12 protein-coding genes are annotated in these 24,816 nt (G+C 77.6%); all 12 read left to right on the top strand.

The window, feature by feature from the left end; genetic code table 11:
* Positions 1–29: 29 nt before the first annotated feature.
* Positions 30–596 (top strand): GNAT family protein, encoded by a 567-nt coding sequence (locus O7633_RS03710; protein WP_074479325.1) that lies wholly within the window; start codon positions 30–32, stop codon positions 594–596.
* A gap of 501 nt (positions 597–1,097) precedes the next feature.
* The gene (locus O7633_RS03705; RefSeq protein WP_282326026.1) at positions 1,098–4,448 is read left to right on the top strand and encodes an amino acid adenylation domain-containing protein; all 3,351 of its coding nucleotides are present in this window, start codon (positions 1,098–1,100) and stop codon (positions 4,446–4,448) included.
* The gene (locus O7633_RS03700; protein ID WP_278135513.1) at positions 4,445–5,494 is read left to right on the top strand and encodes a TauD/TfdA family dioxygenase; all 1,050 of its coding nucleotides are present in this window, start codon (positions 4,445–4,447) and stop codon (positions 5,492–5,494) included. The genes O7633_RS03705 and O7633_RS03700 overlap by 4 nt, the downstream gene beginning before the upstream one ends.
* Positions 5,491–6,507: a TauD/TfdA family dioxygenase gene (locus O7633_RS03695; protein WP_278135511.1), complete on the top strand. Its 1,017-nt coding sequence runs from the start codon at positions 5,491–5,493 to the stop codon at positions 6,505–6,507. The genes O7633_RS03700 and O7633_RS03695 overlap by 4 nt, the downstream gene beginning before the upstream one ends.
* Positions 6,504–11,909 carry a non-ribosomal peptide synthetase gene (locus tag O7633_RS03690; RefSeq protein ID WP_282326024.1) on the top strand — a complete coding sequence of 1,802 codons (5,406 nt, stop codon included), beginning with the start codon at positions 6,504–6,506 and terminating at the stop codon, positions 11,907–11,909. Before O7633_RS03695 ends, O7633_RS03690 begins: the two co-directional genes overlap by 4 nt.
* The gene (locus tag O7633_RS03685) at positions 11,902–12,657 is read left to right on the top strand and encodes a thioesterase domain-containing protein (RefSeq protein ID WP_278135507.1); all 756 of its coding nucleotides are present in this window, start codon (positions 11,902–11,904) and stop codon (positions 12,655–12,657) included. The genes O7633_RS03690 and O7633_RS03685 overlap by 8 nt, the downstream gene beginning before the upstream one ends.
* A complete protein-coding gene (locus tag O7633_RS03680) occupies positions 12,654–13,355 on the top strand; it encodes an alpha/beta fold hydrolase (protein WP_282326022.1) in 702 nt (233 codons plus the stop codon). Before O7633_RS03685 ends, O7633_RS03680 begins: the two co-directional genes overlap by 4 nt.
* On the top strand, positions 13,352–14,218 hold the full coding sequence (locus O7633_RS03675; protein WP_278135504.1) for an SDR family oxidoreductase: 867 nt from the start codon (positions 13,352–13,354) through the stop codon (positions 14,216–14,218). Before O7633_RS03680 ends, O7633_RS03675 begins: the two co-directional genes overlap by 4 nt.
* On the top strand, positions 14,215–17,130 hold the full coding sequence (locus O7633_RS03670; protein ID WP_282326020.1) for an amino acid adenylation domain-containing protein: 2,916 nt from the start codon (positions 14,215–14,217) through the stop codon (positions 17,128–17,130). Before O7633_RS03675 ends, O7633_RS03670 begins: the two co-directional genes overlap by 4 nt.
* Positions 17,127–18,941 (top strand): condensation domain-containing protein, encoded by a 1,815-nt coding sequence (locus tag O7633_RS03665; protein WP_282326019.1) that lies wholly within the window; start codon positions 17,127–17,129, stop codon positions 18,939–18,941. The genes O7633_RS03670 and O7633_RS03665 overlap by 4 nt, the downstream gene beginning before the upstream one ends.
* A 12-nt stretch (positions 18,942–18,953) precedes the next feature.
* Entirely contained in the window at positions 18,954–23,993 is a 5,040-nt protein-coding gene (locus O7633_RS03660) for a non-ribosomal peptide synthetase (RefSeq protein WP_282326018.1), read from the top strand.
* Positions 23,986–24,813 carry an AzlC family ABC transporter permease gene (locus tag O7633_RS03655; protein WP_282326017.1) on the top strand — a complete coding sequence of 276 codons (828 nt, stop codon included), beginning with the start codon at positions 23,986–23,988 and terminating at the stop codon, positions 24,811–24,813. The genes O7633_RS03660 and O7633_RS03655 overlap by 8 nt, the downstream gene beginning before the upstream one ends.
* The last annotated feature ends 3 nt before the right edge of the window (positions 24,814–24,816 follow it).

The following is a 24,816-nucleotide window of genomic DNA, read 5'->3' as shown; positions in this document are numbered from 1 at the left end:
CGGTCCGCCCTGCGTCCCCGGGAGGCCCGGTGTTCGTTCGCCCCCTGACCGCCGACGCCGAGCTGCGTCCGCTGGAGCCGTGGCGGGCCGAGGAGTTCCTCCACCACCTCGACCGCGCCCGGGAGCACATCGCGCCCTGGGTGGGTGCGTCGTTCGTGGCCACCGACCTCGCGTCCGCGCGGGCCGTCCTGCAACGCTACGCCGACGCGTGGGCCCGCGACGCCGGCGGGATCTGGGGCATCTGGCTCACGGGTCCGGCCCCGCGGCAGCCGACGCTGGTCGGCGGGGTCATGTTCGTCTCGTTCGACACCGCGCTGGGCGTGTGCGAGGCCGGCTGCTGGCTGGAGCCGGGCGCGCAGGGGCGGGGCCTGATCACCCGCGCCGCCGGCCTGATCGTCGACTGGGCGGTGCGGGAGCGGGGCGTCCACCGGGTCGAGTGGCGGACGAACCCGCGCAACACCCGCAGCATCGCCGTGGCCCGCCGGCTGGGCATGCGCCGCGACGGCACGCTGCGCCAGGCGGTCCCCGGGCCGCGCGGGCGGATCGACATCGACGTCTGGTCGGTCCTCGCCGACGAGTGGCGGCCACCGGCCTGACGGCCCGTGACGGTTCGGCCACCGGCCTGGCGGCTCGGTGGCCGGCGGCACCGTCGCGCGGCGCGCCGCCGCGCCGCCGCGCGGGGCGTGGCCGGGTCGTTCCGGGGGTTGACCGGGCCGCTTCGGGGACTGGCCGGGCCGCTTCGGAAGGCGTGGCGGCTTCCCGACAGCCACGGGCCCGTCGGGGCCGGCCGCTGTCGGCCCGCCCGGGGCATCGGCCCTGTTCAGGGTCCTCTCGCCCGACGCGCCGCTCAGGCGGTCCCGGGAACAGCTAGTTCGAAATCCGCCACTGGTGTCCCGCATTTCGGGAGGGCTCTTGGCATTCCCATCGGCGCTCGTGGAATCTCTCACCGGAGAGCAAGCGATCGATCGCTGTAAGTAGCAGAGCGTGAGGGCTCTGGGGTGCTGACCTGCCGAAGGGTCATCCAGGGCACACGTACCGTTACGATCTTGGGGGCCGTCCGTGTTTTGCTGCACGCGCACGACGAATCGCGGGCGGAAGTGACCATCTCCGCCCGGCCCGGGCCGGTGCGCCGGGCCGGTGCGCCCCGCGTCCCCGGCGTGCCACTCACCGGCGCCTGCCTGCACCGCCTGGTCGAGGCCCAGGCCGACCGGACCCCCGACGCCGAGGCGGTGCGCGCCGGCGACCGGGCGCTGACCTACCGGCAACTCGACGAGGCGGCCAACCGGCTCGCCCGGGTCCTGCTGGCGCACGGCGTCGCCGGCCAGGACCGGGTCGGCGTCTGCCTGCCCCGCGACACCGACCTGGTGGTGGCCCTGCTGGCGGTGCTCAAGGCCGGCGCGGCGTACGTGCCCCTCGACCCGGCGTACCCACCCGCCCGGGTGGCGTTCATGACCGAGGACTCCGGCGCCCGGCTGGTGCTCACCCGCACCGGCCTGGCCGACCGCTTCGGCCGCGCCGCGCTTCCCCTGGACACCCTCGACGTGGGCGCGGCACCCGCCGACCGGCCCGACGTGGACGCCGATCCCGCCGGGCTCGCCTACGTCATCTACACCTCCGGCTCCACCGGCCGGCCCAAGGGCGTGGCCATCGAGCACCGCTCCGCCTCGGCGCTGATGGGCTGGACCCGGTCCGCCTTCTGCGCGCAGGAGCTGGGCGGCGTGCTGGCCGCCACCAGCGTCTGCTTCGACCTGTCGGTGTTCGAGATCTTCGGCCCGCTGTGCTGGGGCGGGCGGGTGCTGCTGGTCGACAACGTCCTCGCCCTCGCCGGCCCCGACGCCGCCGCGCTGCCGGTCACCCTGGTCAACACCGTCCCCTCGGCGATGAGCGAGCTGCTCGCCGCCGACGCGCTGCCGGCCGGCGTACGCACCGTCTGCCTGGCCGGCGAGCCGCTGACCGCGGCCCTCGCCGCCCGCGTCCTGGCCCGCCCCGGGGTGCGCCGGCTGCTCAACCTCTACGGCCCGTCCGAGGACACCACCTACTCGACCTGGGCGGAGGTCACCGCCGACGGGGGCGTCCCGCCGATCGGCCGGCCGCTGCCGCACACCCGCGCGTACGTGCTGGCCGCCGACGGCATGCCGGTGCCGCCCGGCACCCCGGGGGAGCTGTACCTGGCGGGCGCGGGCCTGGCCCGGGGCTACCTCGACCGACCGGAGGAGACCGCCGCCCGGTTCCTCCGCGACCCGTTCCGCCCCGGCGAGCGGATGTACCGCACCGGCGACCGGGTCCGGCTGCGCCCCGACGGGCAACTGGAGTTCCTGGGCCGCCTCGACGACCAGGTCAAGCTGCGCGGCTACCGCATCGAGCTGGGCGAGGTCGCGGAGGCCCTGGCCGACGTGCCCGGCGTGCGGGAGGCCGCCGCGGCCGTGCGCACCGGGCCCAGCGGCGACCCGCTCCTGGTCGGCTACCTGGTCGGCGCGCGCCGCGACGATGTGCCGGCCCGGCTGCGCGAGCGGCTGCCCGCCCCGCTGGTGCCGGCGACGGTGGTGTGGCTGGACCGGATGCCGACCACCCCGAGCGGCAAGGTGGACCGGGCGGCCCTGCCGACGCCCGGGTGGGAGGCGGCCGACGCGCCGTCCCCGGCCGACGCCGCCCCCGCACCCGTCCCTGTCGCCGATGTCGCCGCCGCCGTCGACCCCACCGGTGCCGAGCTCGCCCGGGAGGTCGCCGCCGTCTGGCGGGACGTGCTCGGCGTGCCGGTAGCCGGGCCGCAGGCCGACTTCTTCGACCTCGGCGGCGACTCCCTGCTCGCCCTGCGCTGCGCGACCCGGCTGGCCACCGTCACCGGGGTGCCGGTGCCGCCGGCCGCGCTGTTCGACCATCCCACCGTGGCCGCCCTCGCCGCGCACCTGGCCACGTCGGCCGTCGCCTCGTCGCCCCCGGCCGCCGCCCCGCCGGTTGGAGACCCGGCCGCCGCCCGGACCGCCCCCGACCCGGCCGCCGACGGCGGGCCCGTGGCCGACGGGCCCGCCCCGCTGTCGGCGGCGCAGCGCCGCCTGTGGTTCCTGCACCAGCTCGACCCGACCGACACCTCCTACCTGGTGTCCTACGTGGTCGAGCTGCACGGAGTCGTGGACCGGGCGGCGCTGGCCCGGGCGCTGCGCCGGGTCGTCGCCCGGCACCCCGCGCTGCGCACCGTGTTCCCCAGCTCCGACGCCGGCCCGGTCCAGCGGGTGCACGACGATCCGCAGGTCGAGCTGTTCCTGGAGCGGCCCGTGCCGGGGGTGCCGCTGGCGGAGCGGGTCGCCGGGGTGGCCGCCGCGAGCGCGCGTACGCCGATGGACCTGGCCACCGGGCCGCTGCTGCGCGCGCACCTCGTCGCCGACGACCGCCCGCGCTTCGCGCTGCTGCTGGTGGCCCACCACATCGTCTGCGACGACTGGTCGTTCAGCGTGCTCGTGCGCGACCTCGGCCGCTGCTACGACAGCGAGCGGGAGGCCGCCGTGCGGGTCACCCGGCCCCGCCCACCGTGGCCGGCGCGCCCCGTGCCGGGGCCGGCGGCGTTCGCGCTGGCCCAGCGGGAGTGGCTGGCCGGCCCCGCCGGCCGCCGCGCCCTGGAGGAGGTGGCCGCCGGACTGCGCGACGCGCCCACCCTGCTCGACCTGGCCGCCCCGGTGACCGCGCCCGCCCCCACGTCGCCTCGACCCGCCCCCACATCGTCTCCGACCGGCCCCGCCGGCCCGCCCGCGCCGGCCCCGCGCGCCGCCGACCGCCCCCAGGGGGCCAGCCTGCGCAGGACCGTGGACGCCGCCGACGCCGACGCCGTGCGGCGGCTCGCCCGCGCCCACCGGGCCAGCCTCTACATGGTCGGGCTGGCCGCGTTCGCCGCCCTGCTCGGCGCGCGCACCGGGCGCACCGACCTGCTCGTCGGCACCGCGTTCGCCGGGCGCACCGGCGTCGCGGCCGAGGACAGCGTCGGCTGCTTCGTCAACACGATGCCGCTGCGGTTGCGCCCCGCCCCGCAGCGCGGTTTCGCCGACCTGCTCGCCGAGGCCCGCGCCGCCGCCCTGTTCGCCGGCGAGCGGCAGGGCGTGCCGTTCGACGCGGTGGTGGAGCGGCTGCGCCCGGCCCGCCACCCGCACCGCAACCCGCTGGTGCAGGTGGCCTTCGGCGTGCAGAACGCCCCGGCGGCCACCTGGCACGGCGCCCAGGGGCTCGACCTGGCGGGCGTGGAACTCGCGCCGGACGCCGCCCGGCTGGACCTCACCTGCTGGCTCGACGAGCGCCGGGGCGACCTGGAGGCGCTCTGGACCTACCGCACCGACCTGTTCGACGGTGCCCGCGCGCAGGCGTGGCACCACGACTTCGTCGGGGTCCTCCGCCGGGCGGCGGCCGACCCCATGCGCAGCCTCGCCGAGTGTGTCGCCGACCCCTGGGGGAACGAGAGATGACTGAGCAGAGCCGGGTGGCGTCGGCCATCGGACGCCGTCGGCGCGACCGCTCCCTGGTCGACGTACGCCCCGACTGGCCGGACGGCCCGCTGCCGGCCCTGGTCGAGGCCACCGTGCCGGACCTGGACCTGGCGGCCTGGCTGGCCGGCAACCGGGACACCGTCGACGAGCTGGCCCGCCGGCACGCCGCCGTGCTGCTGCGGGGCTTCGCCGTGACCGGCCCCGCCGACTTCCGGGCCGCGATGGCCGCCCTCTCCGGCGACGTGCTCAGCTACGGCGAGCGGTCCTCGCCGCGCAGCGAGGTCACCGAGGGCGTCTACACCTCCACCGAGCACCCCGCCGACCAGCCGATCGTGTTGCACAACGAGCAGTCGTACACGCTGAACTGGCCGCTGCGGATCGTGTTCTTCTGCGAGACCGAGCCCGCCGCGGGCGGGCGGACGCCGCTGGCCGACAGCCGGCGGGTGCTGGCCCGGCTGCGCCCCGAGACCGTCGCCGGCTTCGAGCGCCGTGGCGGCGTGTGCTACCAGCGCAACTACCTGCCGGGGATCAGCCTGTCCTGGCAGACGGCGTTCCAGACCGACAGCCGCGCCGAGGTCGAGGCATACTGCGCCCGCGCGCGCATCGAGGCGCAGTGGGTGGGCGAGGAGCAGCTGCGCACCCGGCAGGTCCGGCCCGCCGTGCGCGAGCACCCGGTGACGGGGGAGCGCACCTGGTTCAACCACGCGCTGTTCTTCCACGTCACCTCGCTGCCCGACGAGGTCAGCGCGGGGCTGCGCCGGGCGCTGGCCGAGGAGGACCTGCCCTACCAGACCGCGTACGGCGACGGCACGCCGATCGGCGCGGACGTGCTCGCCGAGCTGCGGGCCGCGTACGCGGCGGAGACCCGGTCGTTCCCGTGGCGGCGCGGCGACGTGCTGCTGGTGGAGAACATGCTCGCCGCGCACGCCCGGGAGCCGTTCACCCCGCCCCGGCGCATCCTCACCGCCATGTCCGACCCGGTCACCGCGCCCGAGCTGGCGGCGACCGCCGGGGGCCGGTCGTGAGCGGGCCGGGGCCGCGTCGGCGCGGGGCCGCGCCGGCCGCCGCGCCGGTCACCCGCCGGGTGCTGGTCGACGACTCCTTCGTGCTGCTGGTCGAGGCCGCGGTGGCCGACCTCGACCTCGCCGGCTGGCTCGCCGGCCGCCGCGACGAGCTGCTGCGCGACCTGGACGCCCACGGCGCGGTGCTGTTCCGCGGCTTCGAGGTGGCCACCGCCGACGACTTCAGCCGGGCGGCCCGCGCGGTCACCCCGGACCTGCTCGGCTACCTGGAGCGGGCCGCGCCGCGCACCGAGGTCGCCGACCGGGTGTTCACCTCCACCGAGTTCAACGCCGAGCAGTGGATCCCGCTGCACCACGAGATGTCCTACTCGCACAACTGGCCGACCCACCTCTACTTCTGGTGCGCCCAGCCGGCCACCGGCAGCGGCGGGGCCACCCCGCTGGCCAGCGAGCGGGTGGTGACCCCCCGGATCCCGGCGCAGGTGCGCGAGCGGTTCACCCGTGACGGGGTGTGCTACGTGCGCAACTACGGCCCGCACCTGGACCTGCCGTGGCAGGAGGCGTTCCAGACGGTCGACCGGGCGGAGGTGGAGGCCTACTGCGCGGCGTCGGCGACCGAGTTCACCTGGCTCGGCGGCGACGGGCTGCGCACCCGGGCCCGCCGGCAGGCCGTGGCCACCCACCCGCGCACCGGCGAGACGTTCTGGTTCAACCACGCCCACCTGTTCCACAGCTCCAACCTGCCGGCCGAGGTGTCCGCCGCGCTGCTGCGCGAGTACGGCCCCGAGGGGCTGCCGCGCAACGCGTACCACGGTGACGGCAGCCCGATCGACGACGAGGTGGTCGCCGGCATCCGGGACCTCTACCGGGAGCACGCCGTGTCGGTGCCGTGGCAGCGCGGCGACGTGCTGGTGGTGGACAACTTCCTCGCCACCCACGGGCGGGAGCCCTTCTCCGGCGACCGGCAGATCCTCGTCGCCATGTCCGACCTCTACGTCAACCGGAGCGTGGTGTGAACGGCTACCGACTCTCCCCGGTCCAGCGGCTCGCCTACACCGGGGCGCGGGAACTCGTGCGGGCCCGGGTCCGGCTCGACCGCCCGCTGGACGCCGCCCGCCTCCAGGCCGCCGTCGACGCGGTGGTCGCCCGGCACGAGGCGCTGCGGCTGACCCTGGTGCACCACCCCGGCCTGCGGGTGCCGTTGCAGGACGTCGACGACGCCCGCTCGGTGACCGTCGGCGCGGCCGGCGAGGTGTCCGTGACCCTCACCGACGACGCCCTGGAGCTGGCCGCCGCCCCGCTGGTCGCCGACCCGGCGAGCCTGCGGCTGGTGCTGGCCGACCTGGCGACCGCGTACGCGGGCGGGTCCCTCGCCGACGACCCGGACGCCCTCCAGTTCCTCGACGTCACCGAGTGGCAGTTCGACGAGCGGCAGCAGGCCGGCGAGCCGGCGGCCCCCGCCCTGCCGGCCGCCCGGCTGGTCACCCCGCACGGCGACGACGCGGCCGAGGAGTCGGTGGCCGAGCTGCCGCTGGGCCCGCTGGCCGCCGCCGCCGACGCGGCCGGGGTGACGGTGCCCAGCCTGCTGCTGGCCGCCTGGGCGCTGGCCCTGTCCCGCCGGGCCGAGCCGCCCGCCGGGGCCGACGACGCCGAGCTGGTGCTGGCCCGCTGGAGCGACGGCCGGCACGCCGACGGCACCGCCGCCGTGGTTGGGCCGCTGGGCGGCTACGCGCCGGTGCGGCTGCGCCTGCCGCTGCCGGCCGCGCCGAAACAGCTCCTCGACGAGGTACGCGGCGCGGAGCGCCCCGCCGAGGAGACGTTCCACCTGCTGGAGCCGGTGGGCGTCGACTCCGCGGCGGTGGCCGGCTTCGCCGCCGTGCCGGCCGTCGACCCGGCGACCCTGGCTGCCCTCGGGGCCACCGACGTGCGGGTGAGCGCCCCGCCGCCGGTCGGCGGGCCGCACCTGGCCGCCCTGCTCGACGCCGGCACGGTGACCCTGCGGGTGACCGGCGGGCGGCAGCTGCACGAGGGCCTGCTCGCCGTGCTCGGCACGCTGCCCGCCGCGCTGACCGACGGGGCCCCGCTGGCCCTGCTCGGCGGGGCGGAGACGCGCTGGCTGGTCGAGGCGGCCGGGCCGGCGTCCGACGCGCCGACGCTGACCCTCGCCGAACTGCTCGACGGTGGGCTGGCCGCCGCCGACCCGGACGCCGAGGCGGTGGTCGCCGCCGACGGGGCGTACACCTTCGGCGAGCTGCGCCGGCTCGCCGACGGGGTGGCCGCCGGCCTGGTCGAGCGCGGCCTGCACGGCGGCCGGCGGGTCGGCGTGCTGGCCACCCGCTCCCGGGACACGGTGGTGGCGTTCCTCGGCGTGCTGCGCGCCGGCGCGGTGTTCGTGCCGCTGGACCCGGCCGCGCCCCCGCGTCGCCTCGCCGAGCTGGCCCGCGCGGTCGACGCCGGCCTGGTCCTCGGCGACCGGCCCGTGGCGGGCGTGCCGCACGCGCCCGTCGCCGAGCTGGCCGCCACCGCCGCCACCGCCGCGCTGCCCGAGACGCGGCCGACCGACCCGGCGTACGTCATCTTCACCTCGGGGTCGACCGGCACGCCGCGCCCGGTGCTGGTCTCGCACGGCAGCGCCGCCCACCTGGCGCACGCCCTGGAACGCGTCGTCTACCCGAACGCCCCGGCCGGGACGCGGGTGGCGGTCAACGCCCCGCTGACCTTCGACGCCTCCGTCAAGCAGCTCGTCCAGCTCGGGCACGGCCGCGGCCTCTACCTGGTGCCGGAGGAGGCCCGCCGCGACGGGGCCGAGCTGGCCGGCCTGCTCGCCGCGCACCGCGTCGACGTGCTGGACCTGACCCCGTCGCAGCTGCGCATCCTGCTCGCCGCCGACGGGGTGACCGCCGGCCGGGCCCGGCTGCCGGGGGTGCTGCTGCTCGGCGGCGAGCCGGTGCCGGCGGACCTGTGGGACGCCGTGGCGGCCCTGCCGGGGGTGCGCGCGGTCAACCTGTACGGCCCGACCGAGGCCACGGTGGACGCCACCAGCGCCGAGATCACCGCCGGTGACCCGCCGACGATCGGCCGCCCGCTGCCGGGCACCGGGGCGTGGGTGCTCGACGGCCAGCTCCGCCCGGTGCCGCCCGGGGTGGCCGGGGAGCTGTGCCTGACCGGCCCGCAGCTCGCCGACGGCTACCTCGGCGACCCGGAGGCCACCGCCCGCCGGTTCGTGCCGGCGGCGCTGCCGTCGGGCCGCGTCGAGCGGGTCTACCGCACCGGCGACCGGGTGCGCTTCGACGCGCGGGGGCGGCTGACCTACCTGGGCCGGCTCGACGACCAGGTCAAGGTCAACGGCTTCCGGATCGAGCCGGGGGAGGTCGCCGCCGTCCTGCGCGAGCACCCCGGGGTGGGCGACGCGGCGGTGGTGGCCCGCGACGACGACGGGCACGGCGCGCGGCTCGTCGCGTACGTGACGCCCGCCGGGGGCCCGCCGGCGGTCGACGTGGACCGGGTCGTGGGCATCAACCCGCACGAGACCCGCTACCTGTACGACGAGATCTTCCGCCAGCAGGTCTACCTGCGCGACGGGGTGGCGCTGCGGGCCGGGGCGACGGTCTTCGACGTCGGCGCGAACATCGGCATGTTCTCGCTGTTCGTGCACGCCGTCTGCCCGGACGCCACGCTCCACGCGTTCGAGCCGGTGCCGTCGGTGGTCGAGGCGCTGCGCCGCAACGTGGCCGCCTTCGGCGTGCCCGCCACCGTGCACCCGCACGGGCTCGCGGCGGCGCCCGGCGAGGTCGACTTCACCTACTATCCCGGCTACGCGATGATGTCCGGCCACGCCGCGTACGCCGACCCGGCCGCCGAACAGGCCGTCATCCGCCGCTTCCTGACCAACGAGCGGGACCGGGGCGAGGCCGACCGGGACGCCCTGCTCGACCGGGTCGACGAGCTGCTGACGGAGCGCTTCGCGCCGGACCGGCTCAGCGTGGCCGTCCGGCCGCTGTCCGACGTGATCGACGAGGTGGCCCCCGACCGCATCGACCTGCTCAAGATCGACGTGCAGCGGGCCGAGGCCGACGTCCTCGCCGGAATCCGGGAGGACCACTGGCCGTTGGTCGCGCAGGTGGCGATGGAGGTGCACGACGGCGTCGGCACCGCCACCGAGGGCCGCCTCGACGAGCTGATCGACTTCTTCGAGGCACGCGGCTTCACCGTCGTCACCCGACAGGACGACCTGCTCGAGGGCACCGACCGGTACACCCTGCACGCGGTGCGCCCCGAGTACGCCGACGACCCCCGCCCCGCGGTGACCGCCGCCCCGGCCGACGGCGAGCCGCTGGACGCCCGCCTCGCCGCCTGGCTGCCCGAGCGGCTGCCGGCGCACCTGGTCCCCGCGGCCGTGGTGGTGCTCGACGCGCTGCCGCTGACCGGCAACGGCAAGCTGGACCGCGCCGCCCTGCCCGCCCCCGAGCGGGGCCGCCGCGCCGCCGGCCCGGGCGTCGCCCCCGCCAACCGGGCCGAGGAGATCCTCGCCGAGGCGTGGCGGGAGGTGCTCGGCCTGGAGACCGTCGGCGTGACCGACAGCTTCTTCGCCCTCGGCGGCGACTCGATCCGCAGCATCCAGATGCAGGTCGCCGCCGCCCGGCGGGGCCTGTCGTTCCGGCTGCGGGACATCTTCGCGCACCAGTCCATCCGGGAACTGGTCACCCACGGCGAGATCACCCTCGCCGACCCGGACGCCGCCGAGACGTCGCCGACCGCCGGGGCGCTGCCGGCCGCCGCGCCGCCGGCCGACGGGGTGCGGCCGGTCGACGGCGGCCGGTCCACCGGGCCCGCCGCCGGGCGGCCCGAGCGGGGCGCGGACACCCTCCTGACCCCCGCCGACCGGGACCGGCTGCCCGCGTCGGTGGCCGACGCGTACCCGATGACCGCCCTGCAACAGGGCATGGTCTACCACTGCGAGCTGACCGGCGACCCGGCGATGTACCACAACGTCACCGCGCACCGCGTCGACGCGCCGCTGGACCCGGCCGCGCTGCGCGCCGCGTTCGCCGCGCTGGTGGCCGCGCACCCGGTGCTGCGCACCGGCTTCGCCCTCGACGGGTACGCCGAGCCGCTGCAACTGGTGCACGCCGACGCGCCCGCCGACGTGCCGGTCGACGCGCTGCCCGACGCCGACCCGGCCGCCCGCGCGGCCCACGTCGACGCGCTGGTCGCCGCCGAGCGGGCCCGCCCGTTCGACTGGGAACGCCCGCCGCTGGTCCGGCTGCACGCCGTCGACGAGGGCGTCGACGGGTTCACCCTCGTCGTCGCCGAGCACCACGCCGTCCTCGACGGCTGGAGCCTCGACCTGTTCCTGCGCGCCCTGCTGGCCGACCACGAGCGGCGGCGCGCGGGCCGACCCGCCCCACCCGCTCCGGCGGCCCTGCCGCCGTACCACCACGTCGCCGCCGAGCGGGCCGCCCTCGCCGACCCGGCCACCCGCCGGTTCTGGCTCGACGGCCCCGGCGCGGCGGCCCCGCTGCTGCTCGGCGGGCCCGGCCCCCGGATCACCGTCACCCGGCCGGTGCCGCTGGACGACGACGTCACCGACCGGGTCGCCGGGGCGGCCCGCGCGGCCGGGGTGCCGGTGAAGTCGTACCTGCTGGCGGTGCACCTGCGGGCGCTCGGCGAGACCGCCGGCCGCGACGACGTGGTCTCCGGCCTGGTCGTCGGCGGCCGGCCCGAGGGCGCGGGCAGCGACGCCACCCTCGGCCTGTTCCTCAACACCCTGCCGGTCACGGCGACCCTGCGCGGCCGACCGCTGGCCGAGCTGGCCGGGGACGCCTGGCACGCCGAACGGTCCCTGATGGGCCACCACCGGTTCCCGCTGGCCGAGATCGTCCGGGCCGGCGGGGCGGGGCCCCGCTTCGACAGCTTCTTCAACTACACCCACTTCCACGCCGACGACCGCGCCGGCCCCCGCGTCGTGGCCAGCCGGGTGACCACGGTCGACGTCGGGTTCAGCCTCGCCGTCGACGTGGCGGTGGTCCCCGACACCGGCCGGCTCGTCCTCGCCCTCCAGTACGACGGCCGCCGCTTCGACACGGACTGGGCCGACCGGCTCGCCGCGACCTTCACCCGGCTGCTGGCCACCGAGCCGACCGCCGCGCTGCCGCCCGCCGGGCCGCCGGCAGACCCGACGCCCACCGACGCCCGGTCCCGCTGGTCGGCGCGGGTCGCCGGGGCGTGGCGCGACGTCCTCGGGGTGACGCCGCGTTCGGCCGCCACCACGTTCGCCGCCGCCGGCGGGGACTCGCTGCGGGCGCTGCGCCTGGTCCGCACGCTGCGCCAGCGGTACGGCACCGGGCTGACCCTGGCCGAGTTCGCCGACCTGCCCGACTTCGGGGCGCTGGTGGAGCGGGTGGCCCGCGATGGCTGACCACGACCCGTGGCTGGTGGTCCGCGCGCCGGTGCCCCGCCCCGCGCTGCGGCTGTTCTGCCTGCCCTACGCCGGCGGCAACGCGGGCGCGTTCGAGAGCTGGCGCACCGGGCTGCCCCGGTCGGTCGAGGTCAACGCCGTGCAGTACCCGGGGCGGCGGGAACGCGCCGCCGAGGCCGCCCCGCGCCGGATGACCCCGCTGGTGCAGGCCCTGGAGGCGGCGCTCGCCCCCCACCTCGACCGCCCGTACGCCGTCTACGGCGACTGCCTCGGCGCGTACGTGGCGTTCGAACTGGTCCGGCGGCTGGCCCGACGCGGCCACCGGCCCGCCGACGCGCTGGTGGTCTCCTCGGCGGTGCCGCCGCACCGCAGCGGCGTCGAACCGGACTACTCCACCCTGGACGACGCCGCGTTCCTCGCCGAGTTGGTCGCGCTGGGCACCATGCCCCCGGCGGTGGCCGGGCACCCGGACCTGGCCGCCGCGGCGCTGCCGGCGGCCCGCGCCGACTTCGAGCTGGGCCGCAGCTACCGGCTGCGCGACGCCGAACCGGTGGCCACCCCGGTCACCGTCGTCGTCGGCGACGCCGACCCGCACGTGTCGGCGGTGGACGCGGCGGCCTGGGCCGACCTGACCACCGCCGGCTGCACCACGCTGACCGTTCCCGGCGGGCACGACCTGCTCGCCCGGGCCGACGCCGGGCTGCTGCGCGCCGTCCGGACCGCCCTGACCGGCAAGGAGCCGTCTTGACCCGCACGACACTGCTCTGCTTCCCGTACGCCGGCGCGGGCCCGTCGGTGTACCAACCGTGGCGGCGCGTCGCCCCGCCCGAGCTGGACGTCGTCCCGGTGTCGCTGCCGGGGCGGGAGAAGCGGTTCGTCGAGGAGCCCTACCGCCGCCTGGAGCAGGCCGTCGACGGGCTGCTCGACGAGGTCCTCGAACTGGTCGCCGGCCGCGACCGGGTGGCCCTGTTCGGGCACAGCATGGGCGCGGTGCTCGCCTACGAGATGACCCGCCGGCTCACCGGGGCCGCCGGGGTGGCCGTCACCCACCTGTTTGTCAGCGGTTCCCCGGACCCGTGGTCGGGGCGCGAGCGTACCGCCGCCGGGCTGCCCGACGACGAGTTCGTCGCCCGGGTGGAGGAGTTCGCCGGTTACACCCACCCGGCGCTGGCCGACCCCGACATGCGGGAGCTGTTGCTGCCGGTGCTGCGCGCCGACGTGGAGCTGCACGAGGCGTACCGGCCGGCGGGGGAGAAGCGCGTCGACGTGCCGGTCACCGCCCTTCGGGGGGCGGACGACACGCTCGTCGCCGACGAGGCGCTCGCCGGCTGGGGGCGGGTCACCTCGGCCACCTTCGCCGTGCGGCGGCTGCCCGGCGGCCACATGTACCTGGCCGACTCCCCGGCTGCCGTGCTCGACCTGGTCGGCGCGGAGCTGGCCCGATGACCGACGCGCCGACCCGCCCCGCACCGGTGGTCACCGGCGACCGGCTGGCCGGCAAGACCGCCATCGTCACCGGGGCCGCCCGGGGGCTGGGCCGCGCCTGCGCGGTGACGTTCGCCGCCCAGGGCGCCGACGTGGTCCTCGTCGACCTGGCCGGCGACCTGCCCGGCGTGCCGTACCCGCTGGGCTCGGCGAGCCAGCTCGCGCACACCGCCGACCTGTGCGCCGGGTACGGGGTGGCCGCGTACCCGGTCGAGGCCGACGTGCGGGACCTGGCCGCCGTCCGGGCCGCCGTCGCGCTTGCGGTGGCGCGCTTCGGCCGGGTCGACGTGCTGGTCAACAACGCCGGCATCGCCGCGCCGTCGGGCAAGCCGACGCACGAGATCACCGAGGCCGAGTGGCAGCTCATGCTGGACGTCGACCTGTCCGGGCCGTGGCGGATGATCAGCGCGGTCGGCGAGGTGATGTGCCGCCAGCGCGCCGGCAGCATCGTCAACGTCGCGTCCACCGCCGGGCTGGTCGGCTACCGGCACTTCGCCGGGTACGTCGCCGCCAAGCACGGCCTGGTCGGGCTGACCCGGGCCGCCGCGCTCGACTACGCCCCGCTGCGGGTGCGGGTCAACGCGCTGTGCCCCGGCTCGGTGCGCGACGACCCGCACGTCGAGGGCCGGATGCTCGCCGAGATCGCCCGGTCGCTGGAGGTGCCGGTCGCCGAGCACGAGGAGACGTTCGTGCAGGCCCAGCCGATGAACGCGCTGATCGAGCCCGGCGCGGTGGCCCAGGCGGCGCTCTGGCTCGCCTCGGACGAGTCCGCGCAGGTCACTGGCTCGGTCATCACCGTCGACGGAGGGTTCACCACCCGATGAGCGCCCCACACACCCCCCACCCGACCGAGGCGGCCCGGTTCTGCCACGCCGCGAGCGCCCGGGTCGCCCCCGACGCCGACGCCGACGGCCTCCCCGAGGCGTACGCCGTGCTCACCCGGCGGCACGGCCTGGCCGGCGGGCGGCTGTGGGTGGAGCGGGTGCCGGCGGGGCTCGCCGCGCGCCGCCGCGACGCCGAGCTGGCCCGGCCGCTGCCGGTCGGCGGCCCGGACCTGCGGGCGGTGCTGCTGCGCCACGAGGGCGGGGACGACCTGGTGCTGGTCGCCCGCCGGCACGCCGTGGGCCGGCACCGCCTCGGCGCCCTGCTGGCCGAGCTGACCGACCCGGCCGCCCCGGCGATCCCGGTCGTCGTCCCGGGTCAGCTCGTCGCGCCGGGTCGGCCCGCGCCCCCCACGGCCGCCGCCCACCCGACCACCGCCGGAAGCGGCGGGTCGGACGCCGGCGGCGCACCGAACACGGCCGCCCCCGCCGTCGTCGTCGACGTTGCCCCCACCGACGACGACGCCGGGGACACCGGCTGGCTGCGCGGCGACCCCGGGCCGGACCGCCCCGCCGCGCACACCGTCGCCGTGCCGGCCGGGACCGACCTGACCGCCCTCGTCGCGGCCGTCGGCGCGGTGCTGGCCCGGTACCGGGGCGTGCGCCGGGCCCGGGTCGGCGCGGTCGTCGACGAGCGGCTGGCCGTCGTCGGGGTGCCGGTCGACGGCGGGGCCCGCGACCTGCTCGCCACCGCCGCCGCGACCGGACTGCCCTGGCCGGCCCCCGGCGGCGCGCCGCCCGCCGGGCTCCTCGACGTCGAGGCCGGCGTGCTCGACGCGACCAGCCCAGCCGACGCGTACCGGCCCTGCCTGGCCCCGCTCTGGCCGCTGACGCTGGCGCTGGCCGGCACCACGCTGACCTGCCACCACCGCACCGCCGGGTGGGCGTCCGACCTGGTCGCGGCGTTCGCCCGCCAGGTCGTGCGGGTGCTCGGGCAGGTCCTCGCCGACCCGGACCGCCCGCTTGCCGGTCACGACCTGTTCGACGCCGCCGAGCGGGCCGCAGTCGTCGCCCTCGGCCGGGGCCCCGGAGGGCCGCCCCCGGCGGTCGACACCATCGCCGGCCGCGTCGCCCGGCACGCCCGGCGGCGACCCGACGCGCCGGCCGTGTCCTGCGCCGGCCAGCGGCTGACGTACGCGCAACTGGACGCCCGCGCCACGCGGGTGGCCCGCGCCCTCGCCGCGCGTGGGGTGGCCCCCGGTGACCGGGTGGGCGTCTGCCTGGACCGGTCGGTCGACCTGATCGCGGTGCTGCTCGGCGTGCTGCGGGCGGGGGCCGCGTACGTGCCGGTCGACCCGGCGTACCCGGCCGAGCGGATCCGCTACACCGTCGAGGACTCCGGCGTCGCACTCCTCGTCGGCGGTGGCGGGATCGACCCGGACGGGTTGACCGCCGGGCCGGACGACGCGGCGGGGGAGGAGCCGGCGGCGGGCGGGCCCGACGACACCGCGTACGTCATCTACACCTCCGGCTCCACGGGCCGGCCCAAGGGGGTGTGCGTCCCGCACCGCAACGTGCTCGCCCTCGTGGACGCCACCGCCGGGGACTTCGGGCTCGGCCCGGCCGACGTGTGGACGATGTTCCACTCCAGCGCCTTCGACTTCTCCGTGTGGGAGATCTGGGGCTGCCTGCTCACCGGCGGGCACCTGGTGGTCGTCCCGCACCTGGTCACCCGGTCCCCGCAGGAGTTCCACGCGCTGCTGGCCACCGAGCGGGTGACCGTGCTCAACCAGACCCCGTCGGCGTTCGCGCAGCTCCTCGACGTCGACCGGCGCGCCGCCGACCGGCTCGCCGTGCGGCTTGTCGTCTTCGGCGGCGAGCCGCTGGACGCCCGGATGCTCACCGGCTGGTTCGACCGGCACCCGGAGCGGGAGTGCCGGGTGGTGAACATGTTCGGCATCACCGAGACCACGGTGCACGTCACCGCGCAGACCCTCGACCGGGGGCTGGCGCTGGCCGGCAGCCGGTCGGTGGGCCGCGCCCTGCCCGGCTGGTGGGTCTACGTGCTCGACCCGGACGGCCGGCTGCTGCCACCCGGCGCGGCGGGGGAGATCCACGTCGGCGGCGCGGGGGTGGCCGACGGCTACCTGCACCGCCCCGAGCTGACCGCGCAGCGGTTCCGGCCCGACCCGTGGGCGGGCGGGCGGATGTACCGCAGCGGCGACCGGGGCCGGCTGCTGCCCGACGGGCGGCTGGAGCACCTGGGCCGCCTCGACGACCAGGTGAAGGTGCGCGGCTACCGCATCGAGCTGGACGAGATCCGCCAGGTGCTGCTGGACGACCCGGGGGTGCTGGCCGTGGCCGTGGTGGTGCGGACCGGCGCGGAGTCCGCCGACACCCGGCTGCACGCCTACGTCGTGCTCGCCGGCCCCGCCGCCGGCACCGCCGAGCCTGCCGCCGAAGCCGAAGCCGAAGCCGAAGCCGAAGCCGAAGCGGCCGGCAGCGCAGCCGCCGCGACCGCCGCCGCGCTCGCCGGGGTGCGCCGCCGCGCGGCCCGGATGCTGCCCGACTACATGGTCCCGGCGACGGTCACCGCGCTGCCCGCCCTGCCCCTGACCGGCAACGGCAAGCTCGACGCCGCCCGGCTGCCCGCCCCGGCCGAGCCGCCCGCGCCGGCCCCCGCGCCCGCCGCCGACGCCACGTTGGACGAGCGGATCCGGGCGGTGTGGCAGCGGGTCCTCGGCGCGGAGGTCGGGCCGGAGGACAACTTCTTCGACCTGGGCGGCAACTCGCTGCTGGCCCTGCGGCTGCTCAACGAGCTGCGCGACCAGGGCCTCGCCGACCTCACCCCGCGCCACCTGTACGTGCACCAGACCGTGCGCGGGCTGGCCGAGGCGATCGGAGCCGCCCGATGACCCCCGACGTGGACACCCTCGCCCGGCTCTGGCCGCAGGTCGACCGGGTCGCCGTCAAGGACGGCTGCGTGTACGTCGTCGCCGACGACCACCTCGACCCGCTGGCGCTGCGCGGGCAGCTCGCGCGGGAGCTGCCCGACGGGGAGCTGCCCCGGCACATCGTCCAGGTCGACTCGCTCGATCCGGCCGACCTGGTCGCCCCCGACGACCGGTACGGGGCGTACCAGCCGCCGGGCGACGACACCGAACGGCAGCTCGTGCGGGTGTGGGAGGGGGTGCTGGGGCTGCCCAAGCTCGGCGTGCTCGACGACTTCTACGCCGCCGGCGGGGACTCCCTGGCCGCCGTCGCGCTGGCCGTGGAGGCGCAGCGGGTCTTCGGCGTGGCCGTGTCGCCGGCCGCCGTGCTGCGCCACCCGACCGTGGCCGCCCTCGCCGCCGAGGTGCGCCAGGCCCGCGCCGCCGCGCCGCTGCCCCGGGCCGCCGCCGCGCGGGCGTACCCGCTGTCGCCGCAGCAGCGGCGGGTGTTCCTGGCCCAGTCCCGCGACCCCGCCTCGGTGGCCTACCACCTGCCGCTGCTGCTGCCGCTGCCCGCCGACACCGACGCCGCCCGGCTGGGCCAGGCGCTGCGGCACGTGGTGGCCCGGCACGACATCCTGCGCACCGCGTTCGGCACCGAGGCGGGCCGGCCGGTGCAGCGGGTGCTGCCCGGCGTGGTGTGCGAGCTGCCCGAGGTGGCCCGCGCCGCCGACGAGCCGGTTTCGGTGACCCCGTTCGACCTGGCCGCCCCGCCGCTGCTGCGCGCCGAGCTGCGGCGCACCCCGGCCGGGGCGGCGCTGGCCCTGGAGCTGCACCACATCGTCACCGACGGGCTCTCCCTGGCCCTGCTGCTGCGCGAGGTCGACGCCCGCTACGCCGGCCGCGACCTGCCGCCCGTGCCCGCCCAGTACGCCGACTACGCGGTGTGGACGCACGCGCAGGAGCCGCCGGGGCGCGACTGGTGGCTGGCCCGGTTCGCCGACCCGCCCACGCCGCCGCGCCTGCCCACCGACGCCGAGCGGGTCGCGGGGCCCGACGCGGGCGGCCCGTCGACCGCCGCCGCCGGTGTCGTGGAGTTCTCCGTGGACGCCGCCCGCACCGCCGCGCTGCGCGCGCTGGCCCGCCGCGAGGGCGTCACCCTGTTCCACCTGCTGCTCGCCGGCTACGCGACGTTCCTCGCCGCCGCCACGGGCGGCCCCGGCGGGGCCGACGGCGTCGACGTGACCGTCGGCACGCCGGTGGCCGGGCGGGGCGCACCCGGGCTGGACGCCACCATGGGCATGTTCGTCAACACCGTCTGCCTGCGCCACCGGGTCCGCCCCGACGTGCCGTTCCGGGCGCTGCTGGCCGAGGTGGCCCGGGACGCGGTGGACGCCTTCGCCCACCAGGACTTCCCGTTCGACAGCCTGGTCGAGGCGGTGCTGCCGGTGCGCGACCCGCACCGGCACCCGCTGTTCGACACCCTGTTCGCGATGCAGCACGCCGAGGTGGCCCGCGTCGAGTTCCTCGGCCGGCCGGTGGAGCTGGCCGTCGCCCCGACCGGGCAGGCCATGTTCGACCTGGACATGCAGGTCTACGAGCGGCCCGACGGGCTGACCGTGCACTGGGCGTACCACGCCGGGCTGTTCCTGCCGCAGACCGTGCGCGCGTTCGCCGACCTGTACCTCGACCTGCTCGACGCCGTGCTGGCCGACCCGGGCCGCCCGGTCGGCGAGCTGACCGGCGCGCCGGCCCCGGTGGCCGCCGCCCCGACCACCATCGACATCGACCTGTAGCCGGGAGAGCTCATGCAGTCGCTGATGACCCGGGGCCAGCTCAGGATCGCCGCCGCGCGGCGGCCCGACCACGCCCGGCACTGGCACGGCGTGCTCGCCGCCGGGGCGGAGCGGGTGGGCTTCCCCGACGACCACGCCGCCGCGCCGGGCACCCCGCCGCGCCCGGAGGCGGTCACCGTCCCGCTGGGCGCCGCGCTGGCCGACCGGCTCGCCGCCGCCAGCCGGGGCGCCGAGGCGGCCCGGTTCGTGCTGGTCGCCGCCGCCGTGGCGGCCCTGCTGCGCCGCTGGACCGGCGCGACCGAGGTGCTGGTCGGCCGCCCCGCCGGCGCAGACGCGCTGGCCGGGCTGCTGCCGCTGCGGGTGGCCGCCGGCCCGGACCGCAGCTACCGGGACCTCGTCGGACAGGTGCGCGCCGCGCTGCCCGAGGCCGAACGGTACGCCGACTACCCCGTCGAGCTGCTCGCCGAGGACCTCGCCCCGCACGCCGAACCGGGCCGACACCCGTTCCTCGACGTCGCCGTGCACACCACCGACGCGGCCGTCGACCCCCGCGTCGGGATCACCGTGGCCGTCGCCGACGCCGACCTGACCGTGCACCACGACGCCGCCCGCCACGACCGGGCCACCGCCGAGCGGATCGCCGCCCACCTGCTGCTCCTGCTCGCCGCCGCGCTCGCCGCCCCGGACGGCCCCGTCGACGACGTCGACCTGGTGACCCCGGCCGACCGGGCGGTGCTCGCCGCCATGAACGACACGACCGTGGACGTCGCCGCCGGCCCGCGCCCCGACGCGTGGGTGGCCCGGCGGGCCGCCGACACGCCCGAGGGCGTCGCCGTGCGTACCGACGAGGGCGCCTGGACCTGGGCGGAGCTGGAGCGGCGGGTCGCGGCGCTGGCGGCGGACCTGCGCGCGGCCGGCGCGGGCCCGGAGACGGTCGTCGCGGTGCTGGCCGCGCGGTCGCCCGCGCAGCTCGCGGCGATCCTCGCCGTGCACCGGGCCGGCGCGGCCTACCTGCCGGTGGACCCCGGCTACCCGCCGGCCCGCGTCGGCTACCTGCTGCGCGACAGCGGCGCGGCCCTGGTGGTGGCCGCCGACGCCACGGCGGTGCCCGACGGCGTGCCGGTGGTCGCGCTGCCCCCGGCCGACGTCGACCCGGCGGCGACCCCCGACCCCGCGCCCGCGCCGCCCGGCGGGCCGCCGCCGGCCCCGGCCGGCGACCCAGGCCCGGCCGCCGGCGGCGACGACCTCGCCTACGTCATCTACACCTCCGGCTCCACCGGCGAGCCGAAGGGGGCGATGATCGAACACCGGGCCCTGGCCAACCGGCTCGCCTGGATGCAGCGGCACTACCCGATCGGCCCGGACGACGTCGTGCTGCACAAGACCCCCACCACGTTCGACGTGTCGGTGTGGGAGCTGTTCTGGTGGGCCCGCGAGGGCGCGTCGGTGTGCCTGCTGCCGCCGGGCGCGGAACGCGACCCGCGCGCCATCGTCGCCGCCGTCGCCGAGCACGGCGTGACCGTCCTGCACTTCGTGCCGTCGATGCTGGGCGCGTTCCTCGACTGGCTGGCCACCGCCGACACCGCCGGTCTGGCCGGGCTGCGGCGGATCTTCGCCAGCGGCGAGGCCCTCGGCGCGCACCACGTCGACCGGCTCGCCGCGCTGCTGCCCCACGTCGAGCTGGTCAACCTGTACGGGCCGACCGAGGCCACCGTCGACGTCACCCACCACCCGTGCGCGCCCGGCGCGGAGCGGGTGCCGATCGGCCGCCCGGTGGACAACACCCGGCTGCACGTGCTCGACGGGCGGCTACGGGCGCAGCCCGTCGGCGTGCCCGGCGAGCTGTGCATCGCCGGGGTGCAACTGGCCCGGGGCTACCTCAACCGGCCCGAGCTGACCCGGGACCGGTTCGTCGCCGCCCCCGCCGTCGGGGAGGACCGCGTCTACCGCACCGGCGACCTCGCCCGGGTGCTGCCCGACGGCACCATCGACTACCTGGGCCGCCTCGACCACCAGGTGAAGGTGCGCGGCTACCGGGTCGAGTTGGGCGAGGTGGAGGAGGCGCTGCGCGGCCACCCGGCCGTCAAGGACGCCGTGGTCGTCGCCCGCGACGGCAACCTGCTCGGCTACGTGCGCACCGCCTCCCCGGTGGCCGAGCGGGCGCTCACCGACCACCTGGCCGGGGTGCTGCCCGCCTACCTGGTGCCGGCCCGGGTGGTGGAGCTGGCCGAGTTCCCGCTGTCGGCCAACGGCAAGCTGGACCGGCGGGCGCTGCCCGACCCGCCCGCCGACGACCGGCCGTACGTGCCGCCGCGCACCGACGCCGAGCGGATCCTCGCCCAGGTGTGGGCCGACGTGCTCGGCGTCGACCGGGTGGGGGTGGAGGACAACCTGTTCGCCCTCGGCGGCAACTCCATCCACTTCGTCACCGTGCTGGCCCGGGCGCACGCCGCCGGCCTGGACCTCAGCTTCCAGCAGATGTTCCGGCACCCCACGATCGCCGCGCTCGCCGCGGCCCCCGCCGACGGGCAGCGACCCCCGGCGTACGCGCCGTTCGACCTGGTGTCGCCGGCCGACCGGGCGCTGCTGCCCGACACGGTGGTCGACGCGTACCCGCTGGGTCAGCTCCAGGCGGGGCTGATCTTCCAGAACGAGCTGGCCCGGGGCGCGGCCCAGTACCACGACATCATCAGCTTCCTGATCAGCGCCCCGTTCGACGAGGCCGCGTTCGCGGCGGCCGTGCGCCGGCTGGTCGCCGACCACCCGATCTTCCGCACCAGCTACCACCTCACCGGCTACTCGGAGCAGCTCCAGCTCGTGCACGCCGACGCGCCCACCCCGCTGTGGGTGACCGACCTGCGCGGGCTCGCCCCCGCCGAGCAGGAGCGCCGGTACGCCGACTGGCACGACCGGGAGCAGTCGTACCGGTTCGTCTGGCAGGAGCCGGGGCTGGTCCGCATCCACGTGCACGTGCTCGCCGACGACCTCTACCGCTACAGCCTCAGCCAGCACAACTCCGCCCTCGACGGGTGGAGCATCACCCTGCTGCACACCCGGCTGTTCGACACGTACCACCGGCTGCGCGCCGGCCGCCCGCTGCCCGAGCCGCCGGCCGGCAACCACTTCCGCGACTACATCGGCCTGGAGCGGCGGGCCGTCGCCTCGGCCGGGGACCGGGAGTTCTGGCGTGACGTCCTGGCCGCCGGCGGGGTCACCGAGCTGCCCCGCTGGGAGCCGCCCGCCGAGCCCGCCGCGCACCCCGTGGTGTTCCACGAGGTGGACATCCCCGCCGCGCTGTCCGAGCGGCTGCTGCGGCTGGCCGACCGGCTCGCCGTGCCGCTGAAGACCCTGCTGCTGGCCGCGCACGTCAAGGTGGTCGGCGCGCTGGCCGCCGACCCGGCCGTGATCACCGGGTACGAGCAGAGCGGCCGGCCCGAGGCCGAGGGCGCCACCGCCGCGCTGGGCCTGTTCCTCAACACCGTGCCGCTGCGCGTCGACACCGGCGACGGGAGCTGGGCCGACCTGGTGGGCCGGGTCTACCGGGCCGAGGCGGACCTGCTGCCGCACCGCCGCTACCCGATGGCGCAGATGAAGGCCGACGCCGCCACCACCGACACGCTGTTCGAGACGGTCTTCAACTACACCCACTTCTACCTGCTCAAGCAGCTGCGTGAGCTGCCCGGCTTCGATCTGCTCGACGTGCGGGTCAGCACGGAGACCGAGTTCGCGCTGCGCGCCGAGTTCATGCGGGACTTCTTCACCGACCAGGTCCGGCTCAGCCTGCACTACCACAGCGCCGAGTTCACCGCCGAGCAGGCCGCCGGCCTCGGCGCGGCGTACCGGCGGGCCCTGGTGGCCCTGGTCGACGACCCGGACGCTCCGCACGGCGGCTACGACCCGGGGCTACCGCCGGCCCGCCTCGTCCCCGCCCGCCGGGCGTTCGCCCGCCCCGCGCCGGCCGCGCCCGCCGCCCCGGCCGGGCGCACCCCGCCCGGCACCGACACGGCCCGCCGCATCGCCCGGGCGTGGGCCGACACCCTCGACGTGCCGGTGGCCGACATCGCCGAGGAGGACAACTTCTTCGACCTCGGCGGGAACTCCCTGGCCGCGATGCGGGTCGTCGCCGCGCTGCGCCCGCTGGTCACCCTCCGGCAGCTCATGACCCACTCCGACCTGGGCCCCCTGGCCCGCGCCGTCGACGCCACCGCCGCCGATGCCGCCGCCACCCCAGCCACCGCCGCCGCCGGCACCGCCGCGCCGCTGCTGCAGCCGCTGTCGCCGCCCGGCGTCGCCGCCGACCGGGTCCTGGTCTGCTTCCCGTACGCCGCCGGCAACCCGCTCGCCTTCCGGCCCCTGGCCGAGGCGCTCGCCGCGCGCGGCGTGGCCGTACTCGCGGTGGCCCTGCCGGGGCACGACCCCGGCCGCCCCGAGCCCCTGGCCGACCTCGACGAGGTGGCCCGCCGGGTCGTCGCCGAGCTGCGCGCAGCCGCGTGCGGCGAGGTGCTGCTGTGGGGGCACTGCGTCGGCGCGGCCCCCGCCGTGGAGGTCACCCGGCTGCTCGCCGCCGCCGGGTCACCGCCCGCGCGGCTGTTCCTCGGCGGCAAGCTGCTGCGCGACGCCGCCGACATCGACGCCAGCATCGCCGAGGTACGCGCCCTCGACGAGGCCGGGGTCGTGGACTGGCTCGTCGGGCAGACCGGCTTCACCGACCTCGACGGCCTCGACGCAGGGCACACCTCGGCGCTGGTCGCCGCGTTCCGGCACGACGCCCTCGGCTCGCACACCTACCTGCGGGACCGGCTCGACCCCCTGGCCGACCGCCCGCTGACCGTGCCGGTGACGGTGGTGCTCGCCGCCGACGATCCGCTCACCGCCGAGCCGGGCGACGCGCCCGCCGCGTGGCGGCGCATCGCCGCCGACGTGACCCTCACGGAGATCGACGGTGGGGGACACTACTTCTGCCGCACCCGCGCCGGGGAGGTGGCCGACCTCGTCGCCGGCGCCGGCCCGGCCATGCCGCGCGACAGCCGCCCCGGGGAGGACCATGTCTGACCGCACGCCCACCGGCGCCCCCGAGCGCCCCGCCACGCCGCGCGGCGAGTTCGTCGCCGGGGCCCGCTCGATGGTGCCGTTCCTGCTGTCCGCGTTCCCCCTCGGCGTGATCGGCGGGACACTCGGCCTGGCCAGCGGGCTGTCCTACCTGGAGACGTTCGGGCTGGCCATGGTGGTCAACTCCGGCACCGCCCAGTTCATCGGCTTCAAGCTGATCGCCGAGGGCGCGGCGTGGCCGGTGATCGTCCTGACCACCCTCATCCTCAGCCTGCGCATGCTGATCTACTCGACGCTGCTCGCCCCGCACGTGCGGGAGCTGCCGCAACGGTGGCGGCTGCTGCTCGGCTTCGGGCTGATCGACGCGGTCTTCTTCGTCGCGTTCGACCGGATGAAAGGCGGCGAGCCGGCCCGCCGCAAGAGCATGTTCTACTTCGGCGCGTCCGCCGTCATGTACGTCAACTGGGCCGTCGCCACCGTCGTCGGCATGGTCGCCGGGCACCTGCTGCCCGAGCGGTGGCGCGCCGGCCTCGACTTCCCGATGACCGCCGTCTTCCTCGTCGTGCTCGCCGGGGCGCTGGCCGGCTGGAAGATCTGGAGCGCCGTCGTGTCTGCTGGTGCGCTGGCGATGCTGTTCCTCGGGCTGCCGTACAATCTGGGGTTGATCGTGGCCGCCCTCGGCGGCGCGTGCGTGGGGATGGCCTGCGAGCGGATCGAACGCCGCTGGTTCCCGCCGAAGCCGCAGGAAGCGCCGCCCGCCGGGGAGCCGGCGCGCGACGACGACCCGGCGGTCGCGCCCGCCGCCGACGGCGACGGAAGGTGACCA

The sequence above is a fragment of the Micromonospora sp. WMMD712 genome, assembly GCF_029581295.1.
Lineage (GTDB): Bacteria > Actinomycetota > Actinomycetes > Mycobacteriales > Micromonosporaceae > Micromonospora > Micromonospora carbonacea.
This window is presented reverse-complemented; position numbering and strand designations above follow the sequence as displayed.